The organism is Agrobacterium tumefaciens, assembly GCF_005221385.1.
GTDB lineage: Bacteria > Pseudomonadota > Alphaproteobacteria > Rhizobiales > Rhizobiaceae > Agrobacterium > Agrobacterium tomkonis.
Map to the genome: position 1 here is coordinate 2,046,442 of NZ_CP039903.1, position 21,575 is coordinate 2,068,016.

The 21,575-nt window shown below is 60.8% G+C and carries 21 protein-coding genes; 10 read left to right on the forward strand and 11 right to left on the reverse strand.

The genetic code is table 11. The features are described 5' to 3' along the window. Positions 1–11 precede the first annotated feature (11 nt). The 4 genes from CFBP6623_RS10270 to CFBP6623_RS10285 all read left to right on the forward strand — a co-directional run bounded on the left by CFBP6623_RS10270 (position 12) and on the right by CFBP6623_RS10285 (position 6,322). Entirely contained in the window at positions 12–926 is a 915-nt protein-coding gene (locus tag CFBP6623_RS10270) for a DUF58 domain-containing protein (RefSeq protein ID WP_004430192.1), read from the forward strand. Further along, positions 923–3,733 carry a DUF4159 domain-containing protein gene (locus CFBP6623_RS10275; RefSeq protein ID WP_046797936.1) on the forward strand — a complete coding sequence of 937 codons (2,811 nt, stop codon included), beginning with the start codon at positions 923–925 and terminating at the stop codon, positions 3,731–3,733. The genes CFBP6623_RS10270 and CFBP6623_RS10275 overlap by 4 nt, the downstream gene beginning before the upstream one ends. A gap of 1 nt (position 3,734) precedes the next feature. After that, on the forward strand, positions 3,735–5,819 hold the full coding sequence (locus CFBP6623_RS10280; RefSeq protein WP_046797935.1) for a membrane protein: 2,085 nt from the start codon (positions 3,735–3,737) through the stop codon (positions 5,817–5,819). Positions 5,820–5,908: 89 nt separating this feature from the next. After that, positions 5,909–6,322, forward strand: coding sequence for a GNAT family N-acetyltransferase (locus CFBP6623_RS10285; protein WP_046798411.1), 414 nt, complete (start codon positions 5,909–5,911; stop codon positions 6,320–6,322). Between the two features lie 327 nt (positions 6,323–6,649). Here CFBP6623_RS10285 and CFBP6623_RS10295 read toward each other — a convergent pair whose 3' ends face one another. Beyond that, complete coding sequence (locus CFBP6623_RS10295; RefSeq protein ID WP_046797934.1) at positions 6,650–7,603, reverse strand: LysR substrate-binding domain-containing protein; 954 nt, start codon at positions 7,601–7,603, stop codon at positions 6,650–6,652. Between the two features lie 87 nt (positions 7,604–7,690). On the opposite strand from CFBP6623_RS10295, the gene CFBP6623_RS10300 reads away from it, so the two are divergent. Further along, complete coding sequence (locus CFBP6623_RS10300; protein ID WP_046797933.1) at positions 7,691–8,656, forward strand: MBL fold metallo-hydrolase; 966 nt, start codon at positions 7,691–7,693, stop codon at positions 8,654–8,656. A 58-nt stretch (positions 8,657–8,714) separates the two neighbouring features. On the opposite strand, the gene CFBP6623_RS10305 is transcribed toward CFBP6623_RS10300, so the two are convergent. Next, the gene (locus CFBP6623_RS10305) at positions 8,715–10,028 is read right to left on the reverse strand and encodes an MFS transporter (protein WP_046797932.1); all 1,314 of its coding nucleotides are present in this window, start codon (positions 10,026–10,028) and stop codon (positions 8,715–8,717) included. A 60-nt stretch (positions 10,029–10,088) separates the two neighbouring features. On the opposite strand from CFBP6623_RS10305, the gene CFBP6623_RS10310 reads away from it, so the two are divergent. After that, positions 10,089–10,316 (forward strand): hypothetical protein, encoded by a 228-nt coding sequence (locus CFBP6623_RS10310; protein ID WP_137002523.1) that lies wholly within the window; start codon positions 10,089–10,091, stop codon positions 10,314–10,316. 48 nt (positions 10,317–10,364) lie between these two features. On the opposite strand, the gene CFBP6623_RS10315 is transcribed toward CFBP6623_RS10310, so the two are convergent. After that, positions 10,365–10,934, reverse strand: coding sequence for a GNAT family N-acetyltransferase (locus CFBP6623_RS10315; RefSeq protein ID WP_046797931.1), 570 nt, complete (start codon positions 10,932–10,934; stop codon positions 10,365–10,367). Positions 10,935–11,230: 296 nt separating this feature from the next. On the opposite strand from CFBP6623_RS10315, the gene CFBP6623_RS10320 reads away from it, so the two are divergent. Further along, on the forward strand, positions 11,231–12,223 hold the full coding sequence (locus CFBP6623_RS10320) for a glutathione S-transferase family protein (protein WP_080841935.1): 993 nt from the start codon (positions 11,231–11,233) through the stop codon (positions 12,221–12,223). A gap of 16 nt (positions 12,224–12,239) precedes the next feature. Here CFBP6623_RS10320 and CFBP6623_RS10325 read toward each other — a convergent pair whose 3' ends face one another. After that, positions 12,240–12,731, reverse strand: coding sequence for an NUDIX domain-containing protein (locus CFBP6623_RS10325; RefSeq protein WP_046797929.1), 492 nt, complete (start codon positions 12,729–12,731; stop codon positions 12,240–12,242). Between the two features lie 65 nt (positions 12,732–12,796). Between CFBP6623_RS10325 and CFBP6623_RS10330 the strand changes: the two genes are divergently transcribed. After that, positions 12,797–13,747 (forward strand): metallophosphoesterase family protein, encoded by a 951-nt coding sequence (locus tag CFBP6623_RS10330; RefSeq protein ID WP_046797928.1) that lies wholly within the window; start codon positions 12,797–12,799, stop codon positions 13,745–13,747. A 209-nt stretch (positions 13,748–13,956) separates the two neighbouring features. Here the strand turns inward: CFBP6623_RS10330 and leuA are convergent, their stop codons facing one another. From leuA to CFBP6623_RS10355, 4 genes are all read right to left on the reverse strand, one after another. Continuing rightward, entirely contained in the window at positions 13,957–15,666 is a 1,710-nt protein-coding gene (gene leuA / locus CFBP6623_RS10340; RefSeq protein WP_046797927.1) for a 2-isopropylmalate synthase, read from the reverse strand. A 317-nt stretch (positions 15,667–15,983) separates the two neighbouring features. Continuing rightward, a complete protein-coding gene (brnA, locus tag CFBP6623_RS10345; RefSeq protein ID WP_046797926.1) occupies positions 15,984–16,226 on the reverse strand; it encodes a type II toxin-antitoxin system BrnA family antitoxin in 243 nt (80 codons plus the stop codon). Next, positions 16,183–16,476, reverse strand: coding sequence for a BrnT family toxin (locus CFBP6623_RS10350; RefSeq protein ID WP_080841934.1), 294 nt, complete (start codon positions 16,474–16,476; stop codon positions 16,183–16,185). Before CFBP6623_RS10350 ends, brnA begins: the two co-directional genes overlap by 44 nt. A gap of 36 nt (positions 16,477–16,512) precedes the next feature. Continuing rightward, positions 16,513–17,691 carry a benzoate/H(+) symporter BenE family transporter gene (locus CFBP6623_RS10355; protein WP_046797924.1) on the reverse strand — a complete coding sequence of 393 codons (1,179 nt, stop codon included), beginning with the start codon at positions 17,689–17,691 and terminating at the stop codon, positions 16,513–16,515. A 281-nt stretch (positions 17,692–17,972) separates the two neighbouring features. Here CFBP6623_RS10355 and CFBP6623_RS10360 point away from each other — a divergent pair, with 281 nt between their 5' ends. Next, a complete protein-coding gene (locus CFBP6623_RS10360) occupies positions 17,973–19,055 on the forward strand; it encodes an esterase-like activity of phytase family protein (protein WP_046797923.1) in 1,083 nt (360 codons plus the stop codon). A 63-nt stretch (positions 19,056–19,118) separates the two neighbouring features. Here CFBP6623_RS10360 and CFBP6623_RS10365 read toward each other — a convergent pair whose 3' ends face one another. Then, positions 19,119–19,763 carry an NrsF family protein gene (locus tag CFBP6623_RS10365; protein ID WP_046797922.1) on the reverse strand — a complete coding sequence of 215 codons (645 nt, stop codon included), beginning with the start codon at positions 19,761–19,763 and terminating at the stop codon, positions 19,119–19,121. Continuing rightward, positions 19,760–20,275: a sigma-70 family RNA polymerase sigma factor gene (locus tag CFBP6623_RS10370; protein WP_046797921.1), complete on the reverse strand. Its 516-nt coding sequence runs from the start codon at positions 20,273–20,275 to the stop codon at positions 19,760–19,762. Before CFBP6623_RS10370 ends, CFBP6623_RS10365 begins: the two co-directional genes overlap by 4 nt. Positions 20,276–20,494: 219 nt before the next feature. Here CFBP6623_RS10370 and CFBP6623_RS10375 point away from each other — a divergent pair, with 219 nt between their 5' ends. Then, a complete protein-coding gene (locus CFBP6623_RS10375; protein ID WP_046797920.1) occupies positions 20,495–20,752 on the forward strand; it encodes a pentapeptide MXKDX repeat protein in 258 nt (85 codons plus the stop codon). A gap of 171 nt (positions 20,753–20,923) precedes the next feature. Here the strand turns inward: CFBP6623_RS10375 and CFBP6623_RS10380 are convergent, their stop codons facing one another. Beyond that, positions 20,924–21,505 (reverse strand): ATP-dependent Clp protease proteolytic subunit, encoded by a 582-nt coding sequence (locus CFBP6623_RS10380; protein ID WP_046797919.1) that lies wholly within the window; start codon positions 21,503–21,505, stop codon positions 20,924–20,926. Positions 21,506–21,575 lie beyond the last annotated feature (70 nt).

The following is a 21,575-nucleotide window of genomic DNA, read 5'->3' on the forward strand; positions in this document are numbered from 1 at the left end:
AAGGAGTGCCTGTGGCATCCATCGGCCAGATCGTAGACAAGACGCCGGGTAGCGAAGTTCTGGCGCGCGCGCGCCAGCGTGCCGCACTGGTGCCGGACTGCATGGTCGAGGCAAAGCGCATCGCCAACACCGTCACCGCCGGCTGGCACGGCCGCCGCAAGCGCGGCATCGGCGAAAATTTCTGGCAGTTCCGCCCCTATGCCGAAGGCGAAAGCCTGTCGCGCATCGACTGGCGCCGCTCGGCCCGCGACGACCATACCTATGTGCGCGACCGGGAATGGGAAGCCGCCCACACCATCTGGCTCTGGGCCGACATGTCGCCATCGATGATGTTCAAATCCACCCTCGGCTCCGTTTCCAAGGAAAGCCGCGCATTGGTGCTTATGCTGGCGCTGGCGGAAATCCTGGCGCGCTCGGGCGAGCGCATCGGCTGCCCCGGCATCATGGAGCCGGTCTCGGCCAGAAACGCCGCCGAACGGCTGGCCGCCGCCATCATGCATGCGCCGCTCACCACAGGCATGCCGGAAACGGGCATGATCCGCGGCGCGAGCGATATCGTCCTCATCGGCGATTTTCTCGATGATGCGAAAAACGTGATGGAGCGGATTTCGCCGCTCGCCCGGCGCGGCCTGCGCGGCCATGTGGTGGAAATCGCCGATCCGGCCGAGGAAACCTTCCCCTATTCCGGCCGCACGGAATTCACCGATCCGGAAACCGGCGAAAAACTGGTGTCCGGCCGCGCCGAGACCATTCGTGAGGATTACACTCGCGCCTATCTCGCAAGGCGCGAGGCGCTGTCCTCATCGCTGCGCCGTCTCGGCTGGAACTTCGTCTTCCACCGCACCGATCATCTTGCTTCCGAGGCGCTTGTGGCCGTTCACATGTATCTTTCCGGCGCGCCAGCGCAAGGCGGTGGGCACAGATGAGCGCATTGCCTTTCGTCTTCACCAGCCCTTACATCCTCTTCGGCCTCTTGGCGCTGCCCGCCATCTGGTGGCTGCTGCGGCTCACCCCGCCGCGCCCCAAGGCGGAAGTGTTTCCGCCACTGAAGATATTGGCAACGGTGCTGAAGCGCGAGGAAACGCCATCGAAAAGCCCGTGGTGGCTGACCCTTTTGCGCATGGCGCTTGCCGCCGCCGTGATTTTCGCGCTGGCCGATCCGGTGGTGAACCCGCGCAACAACAGCATTGCCGGCAGCGGCCCGCTGGTGCTGTTGGTCGATAATGGCTGGGCCTCCGCACCCGACTGGGAAAGGCGCGTGGCCACCGCTCAGGCCCTGATCGGCGATGCGGAGCGGGCCGACCGCCCCGTCTCCATCAGCTTCACCGCCGATGCCGAACATGATGCCGTCTCGGGAACGACGGCCGTGGCGCTGGACAAGCTTGCCGCCGCCAAGCCGAAACCGCTGATACCGGACCGCGTGCGCACGGCCGAAGCCATCACCGAGGCGCTGAACGGCACGACCCCCGGCACGCTCGCTTATATTGCCGATGGTGTTCAGACCGCGCAGGATGAAAACGCGATGAGAACGCTTGCCAGCCTCTCACCCGCCGAATTCCGCATCGTGAAGGGCGACGGCAAGGCCATCGCCGCCATCACCAGCGCCACCAACAATGCCGATGCCATGAGCGTCACACTTTCGCGGCTCGACACGGCCGAAGCCGCCCGGCTGACCGTCAATGCGCAAGACAGCCAGGGCCGCATCCTCGCCAATGGTATCGCGAACTTCGCGCCCGGCGCGGCCGAAACCACGGCAACGGTGGAAGCCCCCTTCGAACTGCGCAACGATTTTGCCCGCCTGTCCCTCGAAGGCGTGTCTACGGCGGGTGCGGTGCATCTTCTCGACGACGGCTTCCGCCGCCGTCGCGTGGCGCTGCTGGCCGGTGAAACCGGCAATGATTTCCAGCCGCTGCTACAACCGCTTTATTACATCAGCCGCGCACTTCAGCCTTTCGCCGATCTCATTCCGCAGCGGCAGGCCGATCTGGCGCAGGCGATCCCGGAAATCCTGCAATCCAACCCCTCCGTCATCGTCATGGCCGATATTGGCCGCCTGCCGCAGGAAACCTATGAGCCGATGCAGCGTTGGCTCGCCGGCGGCGGCACGCTCATCCGTTTCGCAGGGCCGCGTCTTGCCGCAGCCCCGGCAGACGATCCTCTGGTGCCGGTGACGCTCAGGCAGGGCGAACGTGCGCTTGGTGGCGCGCTCTCCTGGGCCGAGCCGCAGCCGCTTGCCGATTTCCCGAATTTCGGCGCTTTCGCCGGCATGCCGAAGGCGGATGGCATTCTCGTCAAACGCCAGGTTCTGGCCGAACCGACACCTGACCTGGCGGAACGCACATGGGCAAGCCTTGCCGATGGCACGCCGCTCGTTACAACCCGCACTGTCGATGCTGGCCGCATCGTGCTCTTCCATGTCAGCGCTGAAGCGAGCTGGTCCGACCTGCCGATCTCGGGCCATTTCGTCGATATGCTGCGCCGTATCGTGCAATTGTCGAAGGCGGGCGGCGCTTCTGCCAACGCCAATGCCCCGGCCGCCGCCCTGCCCCCGTTCCGCCTCTTGACGGCTGAAGGCGCACTGTCCGCCGAAATCGGCACTGCCCGACCGCTGGAAATGCGCGCCGGCCAGCCGCCCCGCACCGGTTTCGACAATCCCCCCGGCCTTTACGGCACAGAGGATGGTTTCGTGGCTCTCAACCTCCTGCCGGCAGGTGCGACGCTGCGCCCGCTCGACACATCCGCCGCCGGTGTCAGCACCACCAGCGAAGCGCTGATCGGCGAAACCGCCAAATCGCTGCGCCCGGCCCTGTTCATCGCCGCCTTCCTGATGCTGATTGCCGACAGCCTGATCGTGCTCTTCATGAACGGCGCCTTCGCGCGCCTGCCGAAAGCCCGCAGCGCCACCGCCGCTACCATTCTATTGGCCCTGGGCGCCTTTGCCGCCATGTCGCCAACGGATGCCCGCGCCGACGATCCGAAACCCGGCGACGAGCAGATTTTCGAGCGGCTGGATACGACACATCTCGCTTATGTCCGCACCGGCGAAGACGATGTCGACCGCATTTCCGAGCAGGGTCTCCAAGGTCTCAGCGAATTCCTGACCTGGCGCACGACGCTGGAGCCCGGTCAGCCGGTTGGCCTCGACATCTCCAAGGATGAATTGTCCTTCTATCCCATCATTTACTGGCCGGTTTCCGCCACGGCACCCATGCCGTCCAGCGCCGCCATATCGCGCATCGACGCCTATATGCGCGCCGGCGGCACGGTTTTGTTTGATACACGCGACCAGTTCACGTCGCTCGACACCGGCACGACCAGCGCTAATGGCGAGCGTTTGCAGGCGATCCTCGCCAATATCGATATTCCGCCGCTGGAGCCCGTGCCGGAAGACCACGTGCTGACGCGCTCCTTCTACCTGCTCACCAATTTCCCCGGCCGTTACAATGGTTCGCCGCTCTGGGTGGAATCCCGTCAGGGCGCGGCGAAGACCACCTCGGGCCTCTCCTCCTCCGGCGATGGCGTGACGCCGATCATGATAACGGGCAATGATTTCGCCGGCGCCTGGGCCGTCGATCCGCAGGGCGCACCGGTTCTGCCAACCGTGCCGCCGGACGAGATGCAGCGCGAACATGCCTTCCGCTCCGGCGTCAACATCATGATGTATATGTTGACCGGCAACTACAAGGCCGATCAGGTCCACGTTCCCGCACTTCTCGAACGGTTGGGGCAGTGACATGACATTGACCTTCGCCCCCTTCCTGCCGTGGATCGTGATCGCCATTCTGGCCGTCGCCGCCCTCGCGCTCTCCTTCATCGGCCTGTGGCGCGGCGTGCGCGGCGCATGGCTGCGCGGGCTGGCGCTCGCCGCTCTGCTTGCGGCCATTGCCAATCCGCTTCTGACGCAGGAGGAACGTGAGCCGCTCTCCACCATCGTGCCCGTAATCGTCGACCGTTCACAGAGCCAGGACGTGCAGGACCGGCCACAAATGACCGATACCGCACTGGAGACGCTGAAAGACCGGCTGTCGCGCTTCCCGCGTATCGAACCGCGCATTGTGGAGGTACGCGACGATGGCGAGAGTGATTCGCCCTCGACCCAGCTTTTCTCGGCGCTCTCCTCGGCCGTTTCCGATGTCTCGCCGTCACGCGTCGGCGGCGCGATCTTCCTCAGCGACGGCCAGATCCACGATATCCCGAATGCCCTGCCCAATGCCGAACAGGCGCTGGGCTTCCGCGCGCCCGTGCATGGGCTGATCACCGGCAAGGCCGATGAATTCGACCGCCGTATCGAGATCGTCCGCGCCCCACGCTTCGGCATCGTCAACGAGGAACAGCAGCTGACGCTGCGCGTCTTTGACGACGGTCGCCCCGCAGGCGGCGGTGCGGCGGAAGTGACGGTGAAGATGAATGGCGAAGAAATCGCCACGCTGCAGGCCACCCCCGGCCAGCCGACGCCGTTCAGTTTCAAGGTTCCGCGTGGCGGCAACAATGTCATGGAATTTTCCGTCGCCGAGCTTCCCGGCGAAGTGACGGCGGCCAACAACCGCGCCGTTCACCTGATCGAAGGCATCCGCCAGAACCTGCGCGTGCTGCTGGTCTCCGGCGAGCCGCATGCCGGCGAACGGGCGTGGCGTAACCTCCTGAAATCCGACGCCTCGGTCGATCTGGTGCATTTCACCATTCTGCGCCCACCGGAAAAACAGGACGGCACGCCGATCAACGAACTCTCGCTGATCGCCTTCCCCACCCGCGAATTGTTCGTCGAAAAGATCGAGGATTTCGACCTCATCATCTTCGACCGCTACCAGCATCGCGGCGTGCTGCCGATCCTCTATTACGATTACATCGCCCAATATGTCGAAAAGGGCGGCGCGCTCTTGATCGCCGCCGGGCCGGAACATGCCGGTCAGGATTCGATCGCCATGACGCCGCTTGCCTCCGTGCTGCCGGCCCAGCCGACCGGTCAGGTGCATCAAGCCGCTTTCTACCCGCGCCTTTCGGAAGCGGGCAAAAAACACCCCGTCACCCGCGGGCTGGATGGATCTGGCGTTGAGCCGCCGCAATGGGGCCGCTGGTTCCGCACCATCAGCGTCGACCCGCCGCAGGGCCAGACCGTGATGCTGGGCGATGGGCAAGACCCGCTGCTGGTGCTGAACCGTCAGGGCGAAGGCCGTGTGGCCATGCTGCTGTCCGATCAGGGCTGGCTCTGGGCTCGCGGTTATGAAGGCGGTGGCCCGCATGTGGCGCTTTACCGCCGCATCGCCCACTGGCTGATGAAAGAGCCGGAGCTTGAAGAAGAAGCGCTGACGGCGCGGGCCAATGGCCGCACATTGCAAATCACCCGCCAGACCATCGGCGACGATCCCGGTCAGGCAAACGTGCGCTTCCCTTCCGGCAAGACCGAGAACATGGCCTTCACCAGCACCGAGCCCGGTCTTTACAGGATCGAGCGCCGTATGGACGAAACCGGCCTGTTCGAGATCAAAAACGGCGATTTCACCACCCTCGTCCATGTCGGCGCGGTGGATGCGCCGGAATTCAAGGCGATGATTTCGACCACCGAAACGCTGAAACCGCTGGCCGACGCCACCAGGGGCAGCGTGCACCGTGTCGCCGATAATTCCGGCCGCATCGCGCTGCCCGATATATTGCCGGTGCGGGGTGACATCAGGGTTGCCGACGAAGATCGCATGCTGATACGTCTGACCGACGAGACAGTGCTGAAAGGTGTCAACACCCTGCCGCTGTTTGCCGGTTTTGCCGGGCTTGCCGCCCTGCTGCTTGCCTTCTCCGCGCTCTGGTGGCGTGAAGGGCGGTAAGGGCGTTTCCAGCGAAGAGCTTAAGGCGCTTCACGTCTCGGAACGGAAAACGGGAAGCGGCCGCCGCCCGGCGGCCTGGGAAGATGAACATGAATTTCGTTTTGAGCGACGTCGCGGATGCAGAGGCCGAAAAGGCCATCCGCGATCCGCTGGTGGCCTATAATCTCGCCCGTTTCGGCGAAAGCGACAAACGCGACCTCACCATCACCATCCGCGATGACGACAATACCGTCACCGGCGGTCTGGTGGGGTATACCGGCCGCGGCTGGCTTTATGTGCAGCTTCTCTTCGTGCCGGAAACCATGCGCGGTCAGGGCACAGCTGCGAAGCTGCTTGCAATGGCGGAGGAGGAAGCCAGAAAGCGCGGCTGCATGGGGGCCTATATCGACACGATGAACCCGGATGCCCTGAGAACCTACGAACGCTACGGCTTCACCAGGATCGGCTCGCTCGGCCCCCTTTCCAGCGGCCAATCGATCACCTGGCTCGAGAAACGCTTCTAGCAGGCTGTTGAAAATCATCGATGGCGCTGGGTGTCGTTATACCCCCCTCTGTCCTGCCGGACATCTCCCCCTCAAGGGGGGAGATTGTTCCGTGGCGATGTCTCGCACCTCTCGACGGTCGAGAATGAAGCGGCGAGAAAGCCTCTTGCCGATCTCCCCCCTTGAGGGGGAGATGTCCGGCAGGACAGAGGGGGGTATAACGACACCCAGCGCCGTCGATGATTTCAAGTGTCGCGTACTGTGGAAGCAGATTAAATGCGACGCGCTTTATCTCTTTGTTTTTGTGCATGTCTCCCAAAACCGCTGCACAGTTTTGGGAGACATGCTCTAGGCGGCGATCCCCGAGACCCCACCATCCACATTGCGAACCATGGCCTCGCGGATTTGCTGGCGAAGCCACACGGCTCCGGCATCCGCGTCGGTCTGCAATGTCCAGACCATGGCAACGGGCGGGAAATTGAGCGTTACGGGCACCGGGCTTATCTCCAATCCGAGCATCGGCGCATAACGCAGCGCGATGCGCGAGGACACGGTGGCCAGCACCGCCGAAGATCGCGCCGTGGCCAGAACCGAGAGGAAATCAGGTGCGGCTGCGACCACATCGATTTCCAATCCGCTCAGTTCCAGCGCATCCTTGATGCAGCCATGCAGGCTGTCCGTCTGCGAGATAACCGCGTGTTTGGCCTCCATATAGGCGTCCAGTCCCACGGGATTGGGCAGATCGAGCAGGGCCGGGTTGAAACAGCAAAGCACGCTGGAGGAATAGAGCGGCTCGCAATGGTGACGCTGCTCTTTCGAATAGGTGCATCCCACCGCCATGTCGATCACACCCGTATCCAGCATCGCCGTGATTTCCTGCTCCTGCCCGCTGCGGGCGAGAATGCGGATTCCCGGGGCGATCTCGCGCAGCCGCGCCGTCAGATCCGGCAGCAGCAACAATTCCACCTCGCTCGACATGCCTAGCCGGAAGGTGCGTCGCTCCGTTGCCGGATCGAAAACATCCGCAGTCATCACCGCCGCCTGCGCCTGCCGGAGCGCCTGCCGCACCGGGCCGGCCAGATTGAGCGCCCGCGCTGTCGGTTTCATCTCCTGTCCCACGCGGATGAAAAGCTCATCCTGAAACAGCGTCCGCAGGGTGGAGATGTTGTGGCTCATGGCCGGCTGCTGGATTTTCAGCCGCCGCGCGGCGCGCGTGACATTCATTTCCTCCATCATCGCATCGAAAGCGATGAGAAGATTGAGGTCGAAGGAACGGAGATTGAAATGATCGATAGTTTGCATAAGTCACATCGATTTGATTGCTGACCTGCCTACACTTAGCTGGAGTGCGGAAAGTTTCAAGACATTCCCTCAACCCAGGAGCTCCCAATGCCATCACGCCGCTCACTTCTCAAAGGCGCTGCCAGTGCCATCTTCGCCGCCCCTTTCGTTGCCCCCGCCGCCGCATTCGCCAAGGCACCCTTGGCCGCCACTCAGGCACCCGGCTTTTATCGGCTGATGGTCGGCAAGGTGGAAGTCACCGCCCTTTCGGACGGCGTCATCGCGCTGCCGCTCGCCAAAATCTACACCAACACGACGCCGGAACATGCGGCCAAGGTGCTAAGGGATGCGTTCCTGCCGGAAGAGACACCGACGTCGGTCAATGCGTTTCTCGTCAACACAGGAGACAGGTTGGTCCTGATCGATGCGGGCACCGGCACCTATCTCGGCCCAAGCCTCGGCAGGCTCGTCGCCAATATCGAGGCCTCCGGTTACAAGGCCGACGAGATAGACGACATTATCCTCACCCATATCCACACGGACCATTCCGGCGGGCTTTCGGCAGATGGCAAACGCGTCTTTGCCAATGCGACGCTCAGGGTCAATGCGCGCGAAGCCGCCTTCTGGCTTGACGAGGCAAAGGCCAAGGCAGCCCCTGAAGCGCTGAAGAAAGGTTATGCCGAAGCCAAGGAAAGCATCCAGCCCTATATCGATGCCGGTAAATTCGAGACCTTCAGCGATAATGCCGCACCGGTCTCCGGTCTCGGCTCGATCCTTTATGCTGGCCATACGCCCGGCCACAGCGGCATCGTTGTCGAAAGCGACGGCCAGAAGATCGTCTTCTGGGGCGATATCACCCATGGCGATATCCTCCAGTTCGATGAGCCTGATGTGGCCATCGAGTTCGACGTCGACCAGAAGGCTGCCGTCATCGCGCGTGATCTGGCGTTCAAACAGGCGGTGGAGGGCAGATATCTGGTGGCCGGCGCGCATATCGCCTTCCCCGGCATCGGCCATGTGCGCACCGACAGCACCAATTACGACTGGCTGCCGGTCAATTATACGACGCTGTAAGCGCAGAACAGAATGGCCTGATCGTGGATCAGATCAGGCCATCACCCCTGAGCGGCAGTCAGGTCAACGCCACCTGCCGCGTTTCCGCATTGATCATCGTGGCCGCGATGGCTGCCAGCACCAGCAGCCCGGCAAATATGCCGATCGCGACGCCAAAGCCCTGCGCAATGGCATAACCGAGCAGAGACGGGGCCAGCAGGCCACCCAGCCTTGCCATGGCGCCTGCAGCCCCCATGCCGGTCGCCCGTGATTCCGTCGGGTAGAGCTCCGGCGTAAAGGCATAAAGCGCGCCCCAGGTGCCGAGCAGCGCAAAGCTCATGATGAGAAGCGAGGCGGCAATCATCGCGCCGCCGGAAGCGAGCGTGAAAAGCAGGCATCCAAGCGCGGAGAGCAGGCAAAAACCGATCAGCGTCGGCTTGCGACCCCATTTTTCAACACCATAGGCGGCAAGCGCATAACCGGGAATCTGCGCCAGCGCCACCAGTACGAGGAAACCGTAACCGCGCACAAAGCCGAAACCGTCTCCCGCCAGCTTCGCCGGCATCCAGGTAAAAACGCCGTAATAGGAAACGGAGACGAGAAACCAGATGGTGAGGATCATCATGCTGCGCTGCCGGAGCGCCGGTGAAAATATCCCCTGCCCCTTGGCCACGTCAGGCTGGAAAAGTCCGGTCGCGGCATCGAGCGGCGCACGGCCATTCGTCACCAGCATACGGTTGACGACGGCCTTGGCTTCCTCCAATCGCCCGCTACGCAGCAGGTAAAGCGGCGATTCCGGCACCAGAAAGCGAAGCCCAAGACCAAGGACGGCCGGAAAGGCCGTCACGGCAAAAATATAACGCCAGGCATCGGCGACGCCGGCGAGGCTGGCGCCCCAGGCCGCCAGCGCCACGATCAGCGTCCCGACGGCCCAGAAGCCTTCCAGAAAGACCAACCAGCGGCCGCGATTTTTGGCAGGCAGGAACTCGGCCATCATCGCATAATCCACCGGCAGCGTGCCGCCCACGGCGGCACCGGTGAGAAAACGCAGGATGAGCAGAATGGTGAAATCTGGCGAAAATATCGAAAGCACGCCGAACAGGGCATCACAGGCCACGGTGACAATCAGCACTCGGCGACGGCCATAACGATCCGCCAGCCGCCCAAAACCGGCAGCCCCCAGCAACATGCCGAAGAAGAACGCCGTTCCGGTCTGCAGCGCCTGCGGCACCGTCAGGCCAAAGGTTGCGGCAATCGAGGCGGCGGTGAAACCAACCGCCAGAACCTGCATGGCATCCGCCGCCCAGACGAGGCCGAAAATGCCCATCAGCCGCCGCTGATAGGCGCCTGCGCCCGCGCGCTCCAGCGCATCGTTCATGGTAATCGCCGTCATGCCCCGCCCCTTTGAAGAAATCTACTTTGATTTGCTATCGTATAAGGGGAGGAAACGGAATTGAATTCTGTGGAGGGAGACGCGCTGTTTCGAGACAGACCATCGGAAGAAGATTTTACCACACAAAAAGACGTGCACGGCAGTCTCGATATTTGCCATAGCGCGCAACGCCCCTTCCGTCATGCCGGACTTGATCCGGCATCCAGTCACGGCGCGTCTGCGCCGTGGGAAGAGTCTTTTCAGCCCAAAGACTTGGGCTGGCTGGATTCCGGCTCAAGGCCGGAATGACGGGGTTTATGTCGCGCTAAAAAGCACAAAGCCCCTTCGGATAACCCCTCAGCCGTAAACCCTGAGCGGCTCCTCAAAACCCTCATCTTCCGCCGCAGCGGCCGGCATCACGGCCTCGCATTTGCGCCAGCCGATCCTGCCCTTCAGCCGCTGGTGCACATCGTCACCGACAGGCACCACCAGCACGCGGTTCGGGTCGACCGGTCCCGGAAAATCGAGCGCCGCATAAGCGACCTTCTCGAAACCGAGCGGCATGTAATAGGGCGGATCGCCGATCAGGATCACGGCTTCGGAACCCTTCCGCCGGGCAGCCGCGATGGCGATCCGAACGAGTTCCCGGCCGATGCCCATGTTCTTGTGCGAGGGCCGAACGGCAAGCGGGCCAAGCATATGGCCCTTCACATCGCCCGCCAGAACCGGCGTCATGCGCACCGAAGCAATGGTTTCGCCGTCATCGGCGCAGACGAAGGACAGCGACCGGTCATGCGGCCCCTGCTCACGGATGCGTGCTGCCGCACGGGTGTGCCGGCCGGGACCAAATGCTTCTTCGTTGATGACGTCGATGATGGCGTCGTGCGACGCGTCCTCGGTGAGGTAGACAAGATCGTGCTTGGACATGAAGAGACCGAAACTTCCAGAATGCGGGTGCGACAATAGGTGACGGCTGCGCCGGTAAGGGCGTTCAGGAGCGTCAGCGTCGTCGGAGCATCCGTGGTTCGATCATAGTCAGTAATTTCCTCAGATTTGTGAAAATCGCAATTATCAGGAAAATTCCCACCCGTCCAGAACAAATCTCGAAGCCATCTCATTCAGCCCAGGCAAGAGCGGAAACGCATTGTTCAACGCCTTGCGGGTTCGCGAGACGACAAGGAACGGTTAGGATCGCCGTCAAGGAAACAATCAAGGAGATCGTCATGGGCATGCTGGTGGAAGGCGTATGGAAAGACGTCTGGTACGACACCAAGGAAACCAAGGGGCATTTCAAGCGCGGCGCCTCACAATTCCGCAACTGGGTGACGGTCGACGGCACCCCCGGCCCTTCGGGCGAAGGCGGTTTCAAGGCGGAGAAGGATCGCTACCACCTCTATGTCTCCTTCGCCTGCCCCTGGGCGCACCGGACCCTGATCTTCCGCAAGCTGAAAAAGCTGGAAGACCTGATCTCGGTTTCCGTTGTCGATCCGCTGATGCTGGAAAATGGCTGGGAATTCAAGCCTGAGGGCGAACGCACCCCGGGCGCGACGGAGGACCACCTGTTCGGCTCTTCCACGCTCTGGCAGGTCTACACCCGGGCGGACCCCAAATATTCGGGCCGCGTCACCGTGCCGGTGCTCTGGGACAAACAGCGTGGCACCATCGTCTCCAATGAATCGGCGGAAATCATCCGCATGTTCAACTCTGCCTTCAACGACCTTACCGGATCGAACGCGGATTATTATCCCGCAGCGCTGCGCGCCGAGATCGATGCGCTGAACGACGTGATCTGTGACACCGTCAATAACGGCGTCTACAAGGCCGGTTTCGCCACCACGCAGGATGCTTATCAGCAGAATGCCGTGAAGGTGTTTGAAACGCTTGATATGCTGGAAGATCGCCTGAAAGACAGACGCTTCCTGTTCGGTGCGGAGCAGACGGAAGCGGACTGGCGCCTGTTCACGACGCTGGTGCGGTTCGACCCTGTCTATGTCGGTCATTTCAAATGCAATATCCGCCGCATCCACGACTATCCGCACCTGACGGGTTACCTGCGCGACCTTTACCAGACGCCGGGCGTTCCTGACACGGTGGATATGCGCCACATCAAGGAGCATTATTACCGCAGCCACCGTACCATCAACCCTACCGGCATCGTGCCCGTCGGACCCGAGCTGGACCTGACCATGGCCCATGGCCGCGAGACGCTTGCCTGAAGGAAAGCCGCCGCCGTTACCAGTGATCGGTAACCGCCGCTTTGCCGGCAAGTTCCGCAAGGCGGCGGTGGGTGGCGGGTGTCACCCCTTCAGGCAAAGCCGAAAGGTCGAAAAAACCACTTTCGGCAATTTCATGATCCGGCTTTTTCGGCCGGGTCTGGATGACATCAAGCCGGTAAAGCGCGACATGGTCGCGATTGCTGCCTTCCAGATTGAGATAGACGTGGAAAAGCTCAGGCTTTGAAGCCGCTTCGAGATTGCCTTCCTCGCGGATTTCCTTGTGCAGCGCCGCAAGCAGGGTTTCGCCGCGCTCCACGCCACCGCCCGGCAGATACCAGCCGGGCAGATAGGTGTGCCGCACCATAAAAATCCTGCCATTTTCATCGAAACAGGCCGCACGCACCCCAAGCGTGGCGCCCCGCGTGAGCAGGAAAACGAAATGCAGAAAGCGGATGAAGACACGCATATGGAACGGACGGGCCTGTCGCTCGGTTGTCTCGTCATTCACCCTGGTTTCCCCCGCCGGCCGGCTTTTATTGGACGTGCGACATATCATAGGTTATCTCTGCCGCCATGTTCAAACTTGCGCATATTTCAGACGTCCATTTAGGGCCACTGCCGAAACTCACTTTCCGGGAACTTGCATCCAAGCGTATCACCGGTTTCGTCAACTGGCACCGCAACCGCCGCAAGCATCTCTTCACCGATACGCTGGAAAAACTGCTCGACGATCTCGAGAGCAAATCGCCCGATCATCTGGCTATTACCGGCGATCTCGTCAATCTTGCGACCGGCATTGAAATTCGCGCCGCCGCCGACTGGCTGGAGGAAGTGGGCGATCCTGAAAAGACGTCCGTCGTTCCCGGCAATCATGACGCCTATGTTTCCGGCGCGCACGACAAGGCCATGCAGGCCTGGTACCCCTATGTGCGTGGCGATGGCGACCCGCCGGAATGGGACGACGACCGCAAGATTTTCCCCTATATGCGCGTGCGCGGTCCCGTCGCACTGATCGGCTGCTCCACCTCGATTGCCACACCGCCCTTTTCGGCAACCGGCTATTTCGGCAACCGACAGGCGCGCGCGACGGCGGAGCTTTTGAAAAAAGCCGGCGAACAGGGCCTTTTTCGCGTTGTGATGATCCATCATCCGCCGATCCGGGGCGCCACTGCCGCCCATAAACGCATGTTCGGCGTTCGTCGCTTTGCCGCCGCTCTCGGCGTCGGTGGCGCGGAACTCGTGCTGCACGGTCATACCCATTTGAATACGGTGTACTGGCTGAACACCCATCACGGGGAAGACCACATCCCGGTCGTCGGCATTTCCTCCGCCAGCCAGGGACCGGGCGGTGAAAAACCGCGCGCGGCCTATAATCTCTTTCATATTTCCGGTGGTCCCGGCACCTGGAACGTCACCTGCGAGCGCCATAGTCTTGATGAGACGGGGACGGGCGTGGCGCTGGAGGATGTGCGGGTATTTTATGAAAACGGGCGGCCGCTGGGGTTTTCTTTGCCGAGGGAATAGGTTCGCGAGATCAAGGTTCGCGGGTGGGCTTTACCCCCTCTGCCCTGCCGGGCATCTCCCCCTCAAGGGGGGAGATCGACTCGTGGTTGGGTCTCGCCCATCTCAACATTTGCGAATGAAGTGGCAGTAGCGCCTCCTGCCGATCTCCCCCTTGAGGGGGAGATGCCCGGCAGGGCAGAGGGGGGTAAAGCCCCACCCTCAAAACAAGCTTACTTAGCCCGCTCTTCCAGCACCCGATTAGCCGCCGAAACAATCGCCTCCAGCGACGCCGCCACGATATTCGTATTGACGCCTGCCCCGAACAGCTTGCCGCCCGGATGCTCCATCTCGACATAAGCGATGGCCGAAGCATTGGAGCCATGCTGCAGCGAATGCTCGGAATAATCATTCACCGACAGATCAACCCCGAGATAGACCGACAGCGCATTGATGAACCCGTCGATCGGGCCGGTGCCCTTGCCCTCGATGCGCTTCACCTCGCCATTGTCGGTAATTTCGGCGGCAACGATGCGCACACCCTTGAAATCGCCGGCCGGATAGGTGTGGTGATCGACGAACTTGATGCGCGCATTCGGCTGCGTCACATAACGCTCGATAAAGCGTTCATAGATGCGCTTGGCCGGCAGTTCGACGCCTTCTTCATCGGTGATGCGCTGGATCTCCTCGCGGAATTCCACCTGCAGGTTGCGCGGCAGGTTGATGCCGTAATCCTGCTGGAGAATATAAGCGATGCCGCCCTTGCCGGACTGCGAGTTGATGCGGATGATCGCCTCGTAGGAACGGCCGACATCCTTCGGGTCGATCGGCAGATAGGGCACTTCCCAGACGGGATGGTTGGCAACCTTGATCGCCTTCATGCCCTTGTTGATCGCATCCTGATGCGAGCCGGAAAACGCCGTATATACCAGTTCGCCGACATAAGGATGGCGCTCGGGGATCGTCATCTCGTTGGAATATTCGTAGACGGCCTTGATGCGCTCGATATCGCGGCAATCCAGTTCCGGATCGACGCCCTGCGTATACATGTTCAGCGCCAGCGTCACGACGTCGACATTGCCGGTGCGCTCGCCATTGCCGAACAGCGTGCCTTCGACACGGTCCGCACCCGCCATCAGGCCCAGCTCGGTCGCGGCAATGCCGGTGCCGCGGTCATTATGCGGATGCAGCGAGATGATGACGTTTTCGCGGTTGTCGATATTGCGGCACATCCATTCGATCTGGTCGGCATAGATGTTCGGCGTCGCCATCTCAACGGTGGAAGGCAGGTTCAGGATCAGCTTGTTGTCCGCCGTCGGCTTCACCACCTCGACCACGGCGTTGCAGATTTCCAGCGCCACTTCCAGTTCGGTGCCGGTAAAGCTCTCAGGCGAATATTCGAAGCGGAAACCACCACCGGCCTTGGCCGCCATGTCGGTGATCATCTTGGCGGCATCGACGGCAATCTGCTTGATGCCGTGCACATCCTTGCCGAACACGACACGGCGCTGCAATTCCGAGGTGGAATTGTAGAAATGGATGATCGGCTTGTTGGCGCCTCGCAGCGCCTCGAAGGTGCGGGTAATCAGCTCCGGGCGGCACTGCACCAGCACCTGCAGGGAGACGTCGTCAGGCACATTGCCTTCTTCCACGCACCAGCGGGCAAAATCGAAATCCGTCTGCGAGGCGGAAGGAAAACCGATCTCGATTTCCTTGAAACCCATTTCGAGCAGCAGCTTGAACATGCGGGCCTTGCGGTCATGCCCCATGGGGTTGACCAGCGACTGGTTGCCGTCGCGCAGGTCCACCGAACACCAGATCGGCGCCTTGTCGATGGTCTTGCCCGGCCATGTACGATCGGGGATATTGATGGTCGGGTAAGGACGATACTTCACGCTCGCGTCAGTCATGCCCTTGGAAATATTGGTGATCTTGCCGTCCATTTCGCTTCCTCCTTGCGCAGTCCGCGGGCTTCTTCAAGCCATCGGCGGATGCGCGGCCCTTTAGAGCCTAAATCCAGTATAAAATGAGATTTCGAGATGAGGAGCGTTTGCGCCAGCGGGCTTTCGGCCGCCGGGCGCTCCTCACTGGACCCGGCAACCGCGTGTAAGGTCGAGGCTAAGAAGCGAGAGTGCACCGCACGGCGAGGCCTTCGCAGAAATCTGCGCGCTCATGCCGAAAATGGTTGCGATGCTGTTGCTCATGGCGACGTGTATAAACAGCGGCTGGCGGTCTGACAAGTGATCTTGTGATGCGCAGGTTATTTTACTTGCCTGCCATTCTCGAGTCTTTCGGCGATCCACAATTTGACAAGCGACTGCCGGGTCACTCCGAGACGTCGCGCTTCGTTGTCGAGATCGTTGACGACCCATGTCGGAAAATCGATGTTGACGCGCTTGGGTTCGATGTTGAGATGCCGCGCCGTCGACCAGTCGAGATATTCGCTGATGTCTTCGCCATCATCGGCCACCCTGTCGAATTCTTCTACGCTTATGGTCTTCATAATGATGCCTCTCTAATTCACGGGCACGGCGCACGGAAATGATGCGAATACGGCCGCCTCGCAATGTATGGACAGCCAGCCACAATTTCTCTCCGAGAAGAGCGATGAGCGCGAGCCGCTCTTCTCCAATACCGTTCGCGGTAACCGTCAAACCGTATTTATCGTGCCACAATGCCTGCGCGTCGACAAAATCAATGCCGTGCTTGTCTTTATTCCCAGCGCTCTTTACCGGATCAAATTCGAATACCATAAGAATATAATATAAAAACTATACCATTTCCACTACTTAACCACGCTTCACCAGCCGCTGCAACGCCATCATCAACCCGCCGCCGATCAGCCCCCAGAAAGCCCCGGAAACACCGCCGAAGGAGAGGCCCGAGGCCGTGATGAGAAAGGTGATCGCCGCCGCCTCTCGCGTCTCCGGCTCCTTGAAAGCCGCGACGGCAGAGCCAGAAAAGGCGCCGACCAGCGCCAGCCCTGCCACCGCCTGAATGAGGATAGGCGGCGCCAGCGCCACGAATGCCGTGACCACGCCAGCCAACAGGCCGAAGATGATATAACCGACGCCGCCGATGATCGCAGCCCAATAGCGACGTTTGGGATCGGCATGGGCGTCCTCGCCCGCGCACATCGCCGCCGTGATCGCCGCAAGATTGACGGCATGGCCGCCGAAGGGGGCGGACAGCAGCGAAAAAAAGCCGGTCGCCGCGAAGAGCGGTCCGGGTTGCGGATCGTAATGATTGACCTTCAGCACCGCGATGCCGGGAATGTTCTGCGAGGCCATGGTGACGATGAACAGCGGCAGCGCGATGGAGACGACGGCGTGCAGGCTGAAGACGGGCGTTACCCATTCCATCGGCGGCGTCAGCGATTGCGCCACGCTATCGAGCGCGCCCGCCGGAATATCGACCCCGAAAATCATGACAAGCACGAAGGCAGCAAGCGCCGCAGGCACGGCGAAAAGCCGCCGGAAAGCCCCAACCACGATCCAGGCGAGAATGATCGGCAGGCCGAGCGCCGGATTAAAGCCGATCGCCTTCACCGGCGCAAAGCACAGGCCGATGATGACACCTGACAGCATGGCATTGGCAAGCGGCGCGGGAATGGAGGCAACCGCGCGCCCGAGCGGCTTGAACAGGCCGGCGATGATGATCAGGACGGCGCAGATGATGAACCCGCCGACAGCCGCCGGAAATCCGCCCTCGATCACCCCGGTGGTTGCCAGAAGGGCCGCACCCGGCGTCGACCAGGCAATGCTGATCGGCAGCCGGGTGGTGACGGAAAGAACGATGGCGCAAAGCCCCATCGCCACCGAAAGCGCCATCAGCCCGGAGGCAGCCTCGAAATCCGTCGCGCCGACGGCTTTCAGTCCCTGCAGCACGACGGCAAAGGAGCTGGCAAACCCGACAAAGGCGGTAAGGCATCCCATGAACAGGCTCTGGACGGAAAAATCTTTCAGCATGAAGCACTCTGCGGGCCTGCTGCCAGTCGCAAGAACCGCAGCGGACTGCGGGGCGACAGGCAGGAACAAAATTTGAAGCGTAGGGCGCGAATCCAGACGGCGCGACACGCTTTGGATGAAGCATGACTATAGTCAGGATCAAAAAAGACAAGGCCTGGCAAGATGAACCGCCGGACTTCAGGTACGGAGATACGGAAAACGTCATCAAAGTTTAGCGGCAGGGCGCTAATCCTCGCGGCATCCATCCCAACAGGACCATCCGCCACAAGAGGGACCTTGCCATGTTTCGCATCGCCACCATCGCCGCTTTCTGCCTTGTGGCCCTTCCGGCCGCCGCCCAGACCCCGCCGCCGCCCGCCTTTCTCGGCCAGATCATCGTGCCTTCCGGCCTCTCGATCAATGGCGTCGCTTTCGGCGGCATTTCCGATCTGAGTTTTGATAGCGAAACCGGCCGCTATCTGGCTATTTCCGATGACCGTGTCGAAAAAGGCCCTGCCCGTTATTACGAACTGGAACTGGCCGTCACGGAAGGTGTCGTCACGCTGAACATCGCGGCCACGCGCGAATTGAAGGACGAGACCGGCGCAGCCTTCGCGCTGAAGGGCATCGACGCCGAAGGCATCGCGCTCGACCGCAAGGCCGGCAAGCTCTACTGGTCCTCGGAACGCGACCTGAAAAACCAGCCGGCGATCTATGTCTCGGACCTCGATGGCGGTAATGTGAAACGGCTGGAACTGCCTGACGCCTATCTCGTCAATGATGCAAAGACCAGGGGCGTGCAGAACAATCTCGGCTTTGAAGGCCTGACCCTGTCATCCGACCGGCTGATCGCCGCCACGGAAAACGCGCTGACCCAGGACGGCCAGAAGGCGACCCCGCAGGCCGGCAGCCCGGCCCGTATCCTCGTCATCGACACGGCGACACTGAAGCCGGTCGCCGAACATGTCTATGTCACCGAGGCGATCTCCAAGACCCCGACAGCCGCCGAGCCGAAATACAACGACAATGGTCTCTCCGCCATCGCCGCCATGCCGGATGGTCGATTCGTCACTGTAGAGCGCAATTTCGCTTCCGGCGTCGGCAACCATATCCGCTTTTTCATTGCCGACCTGTCCGGCGCGGAAAACATCCTCGGCAAGGACAAGATCGAGGCGGCGAATGTGCGCGCCGTATCGAAAACCCCATGGTTCGAGATCAACGAAGGCGATTTCGGGCTCGACATCGACAACATCGAAAGCTTCGCCTTCGGACCGGTGGTGGATGGCAAGCAGCTTTTCTTCATCGCCTCGGACGATAATTTCAATCCGGGCAAGCAGTTCACCCAATTCGCAGCCTTCGCAATTCCCGCTAATCTGGGTCAGTGAAGTCAGTGACGGCATGAGATACCGGCTCCGGACCACGTTCGGAGCCGGCAAGAAAAGTGCCTTTCACCAGCGCAGAAAACGGGAACCCGCAAAGGCACCGATCAGGCCCATCATGAGAATGCCCAGCGAATACCAGATCAACACGAATGCCATGCCGTTTTCAGTGCAGAACCAGGAATAGACCCAGGCTCCCGCCGCACCCGCTGCAAGGCCACCGACAAAACCGGCAAGCGTGGGGTTAGCCGGGGCGGAGCGCTTGAGAACAGCGAAATTCGCCGAAAACACGGGAAGTGAAAAAGCCGCGATCAGAAACGGGCAATGCAGCGCCGACGATCCCAGAATAAGGGCGTGATAACTGCCCGGCACGGCAAAACCGAGTTGGACAAGCGCTATCGCCACCATCGCGACGAAAATCAGCGCAAGCCAAACAAAGAAAAGACCACTGTCCCCTTCGGGGCTGGAAAGGCGCCTGATGGCGGCAAATGCAGCCACGGCCAGCACGGCATTGTAGGCTGACTTGATCCAGAAACCCAGTTCGGTGAAAGCATCATCCATATCGACGCGCAGCCCGAGAATGACGAGCATCAGCACCAGCGAAATGCCGAGTGCGGGCAAGACCGCAAGCGCGAGCCTGCGCTCCATCGCAAAAGCGGATACGGGCCTGAGGTCACCCGCCAGTTGATCAATGATGTCGTCCGTCTTTCTCACGAATCTCCCCGCAATTTTGCCGCCAGGACTTTCAGCGTCCTGTGGATGCCGACCCTTGCCGCAAGCTCGGTCTGGCCGGATTTTTTTGCCGCTTCGGCAATCGACTGCCCCTCAAGCTTCACATTGCGAATGAGGTCGCGTTGCCGTTCCGGCAAGTCGTCGAGCAGCCGCTCCACATCCATGCGTGCCGTCACCGCATCGATGGTTGGCTCGGCCTCCAGCGTTTCATCGAGCTCGACTTCCGCCCGCATGCGCCCGCCCCTGCCGCGATAGTGGTCGATGAGCTTGTAGCGCGCGATCGAAAAGAACCAGGCCGTGAACGGTCGCGCACGATCATAGGTCTCCCGTTTGGCGTGAAGCGACAAAAGGGTTTCCTGCACAAGATCTTCCACATCGCCTCTGGAAGTGGAGGCCATGCGCCGCCCGTAATAGGCAATAAGCAACCGGCGCAAGGCGTGGAGCAAATGCCTATAGGCGCTATCGTCCCCGTCAAGGGAACGCAGCATCAGCATCTTTAATGTTTCTTCCGAAAGGCTGCCTGTCATCGTCACTATCGGGTTATTCGCAGTCCGAAGGATATTGTTACATAATGGCTTTAAAAAAATCTCGCCCGAATATGCCGTCACAAGACCGTGAAGCTGTAACGATAGGCCGTTTCCGACCGAATGGACAGTCGTGAACCCCCGGCACAACGCCGGTGGACACAAGATGACGTCCAGAGGAGACCTTTCATGACCCGCATTTCTGCAGCCGTTGCCGTCGCTTCCATGCTGTCCGCCCTGTCTTTCGCAGGCATCGTCCATGCCGACAGCATGAAAACCGATACGATGAAGAAAGACGCCATGAAGCCTGAGACAATGAAAATGGAACCGATGAAAAAGGACGGCATGTCCATGGCCAGCAAGAAGGACTGCATGCACAAGGCTGGCATGGAAATGGACAAGATGAAGAAGGCCGACATGATGAAGGCCTGCGACACCATGAAATGACACCAGAGCATTTTCGCTTTTCTCCGAAACGCGAAAACACTCCGTCTCTTTGTTTTACGCATTGTCCTGACGTAAAAGCGATCCCGCTTTGGCTGGAAATGCTCTAGCCTGAATGAAAAAGCCCGCGCCGGTTTCCACCGGCACGGGCTTTTTCAACAGATAATCAGAAACTCAGAGTTCCGACTGGCTCTCGACGATCTTGCCGACGAGGCCGTAATCCTTGGCCTCGTCCGCGCCGAGCCAATAATCGCGATCGATATCCTTGGCGATCTTTTCTTCGCTCTGGCCGGTGGCCTTGGAGAAGATCTTGATCAGGCGCTGGTTCATCTTGATGATTTCGCGGGCCTGGATTTCGATGTCGGATGCCATGCCACGCGTACCGCCGGAGGGTTGGTGCAGCAGGAAGCGGGTGTTGGGCAGGCAAAGGCGCCGTTCCTTCGGCACCGAAACATAGATCAGCGCGCCGGCGGAAGCGACCCAGCCCGTGCCGATGATATAGACCTTCGGCTTGATGAACTTGATCATGTCATGGATGGAATCACCCGATTCCACGTGGCCGCCCGGTGAATTGACGTAAACGCGAATGTCGTCGTCACTGGCGGCGGCAAGCGCGACCAGCTGCGTGCAGACCTTCTGCGCCAGTTCCTGCGTGATGCCACCATAGATGAAGATCGAACGCGACTTGAAAAGATTCGCTTCCGTTTCCTTGCCGATCGGCAGTTCCTTGCTCTTGTCGTCTTCGTCTTCGTTCATCAACGGCTCTCTCCAGCGTAATTCTTGCATGCCCTTCGGACATAGTGCGACTTGTTACGTAAGGCAATGA

What these genes read in the sequence shown, in the direction of transcription:
- CFBP6623_RS10275 (WP_046797936.1), top strand. Translation starts at nt 923, where the DNA reads ATGAGCGCATTGCCTTTCGTCTTCACCAGCCCTTACATCCTCTTCGGC.
- CFBP6623_RS10280 (WP_046797935.1), top strand. Translation starts at nt 3,735, where the DNA reads ATGACATTGACCTTCGCCCCCTTCCTGCCGTGGATCGTGATCGCCATT.
- CFBP6623_RS10285 (WP_046798411.1), top strand. Translation starts at nt 5,909, where the DNA reads ATGAATTTCGTTTTGAGCGACGTCGCGGATGCAGAGGCCGAAAAGGCC.
- CFBP6623_RS10295 (WP_046797934.1), bottom strand. Translation starts at nt 7,603, where the DNA reads ATGCAAACTATCGATCATTTCAATCTCCGTTCCTTCGACCTCAATCTT.
- CFBP6623_RS10300 (WP_046797933.1), top strand. Translation starts at nt 7,691, where the DNA reads ATGCCATCACGCCGCTCACTTCTCAAAGGCGCTGCCAGTGCCATCTTC.
- CFBP6623_RS10305 (WP_046797932.1), bottom strand. Translation starts at nt 10,028, where the DNA reads ATGACGGCGATTACCATGAACGATGCGCTGGAGCGCGCGGGCGCAGGC.
- CFBP6623_RS10315 (WP_046797931.1), bottom strand. Translation starts at nt 10,934, where the DNA reads ATGTCCAAGCACGATCTTGTCTACCTCACCGAGGACGCGTCGCACGAC.
- CFBP6623_RS10320 (WP_080841935.1), top strand. Translation starts at nt 11,231, where the DNA reads ATGGGCATGCTGGTGGAAGGCGTATGGAAAGACGTCTGGTACGACACC.
- CFBP6623_RS10330 (WP_046797928.1), top strand. Translation starts at nt 12,797, where the DNA reads ATGTTCAAACTTGCGCATATTTCAGACGTCCATTTAGGGCCACTGCCG.
- leuA (WP_046797927.1), bottom strand. Translation starts at nt 15,666, where the DNA reads ATGGACGGCAAGATCACCAATATTTCCAAGGGCATGACTGACGCGAGC.
- brnA (WP_046797926.1), bottom strand. Translation starts at nt 16,226, where the DNA reads ATGAAGACCATAAGCGTAGAAGAATTCGACAGGGTGGCCGATGATGGC.
- CFBP6623_RS10350 (WP_080841934.1), bottom strand. Translation starts at nt 16,476, where the DNA reads ATGGTATTCGAATTTGATCCGGTAAAGAGCGCTGGGAATAAAGACAAG.
- CFBP6623_RS10355 (WP_046797924.1), bottom strand. Translation starts at nt 17,691, where the DNA reads ATGCTGAAAGATTTTTCCGTCCAGAGCCTGTTCATGGGATGCCTTACC.
- CFBP6623_RS10360 (WP_046797923.1), top strand. Translation starts at nt 17,973, where the DNA reads ATGTTTCGCATCGCCACCATCGCCGCTTTCTGCCTTGTGGCCCTTCCG.
- CFBP6623_RS10370 (WP_046797921.1), bottom strand. Translation starts at nt 20,275, where the DNA reads ATGCTGATGCTGCGTTCCCTTGACGGGGACGATAGCGCCTATAGGCAT.
- CFBP6623_RS10375 (WP_046797920.1), top strand. Translation starts at nt 20,495, where the DNA reads ATGACCCGCATTTCTGCAGCCGTTGCCGTCGCTTCCATGCTGTCCGCC.
- CFBP6623_RS10380 (WP_046797919.1), bottom strand. Translation starts at nt 21,505, where the DNA reads ATGAACGAAGACGAAGACGACAAGAGCAAGGAACTGCCGATCGGCAAG.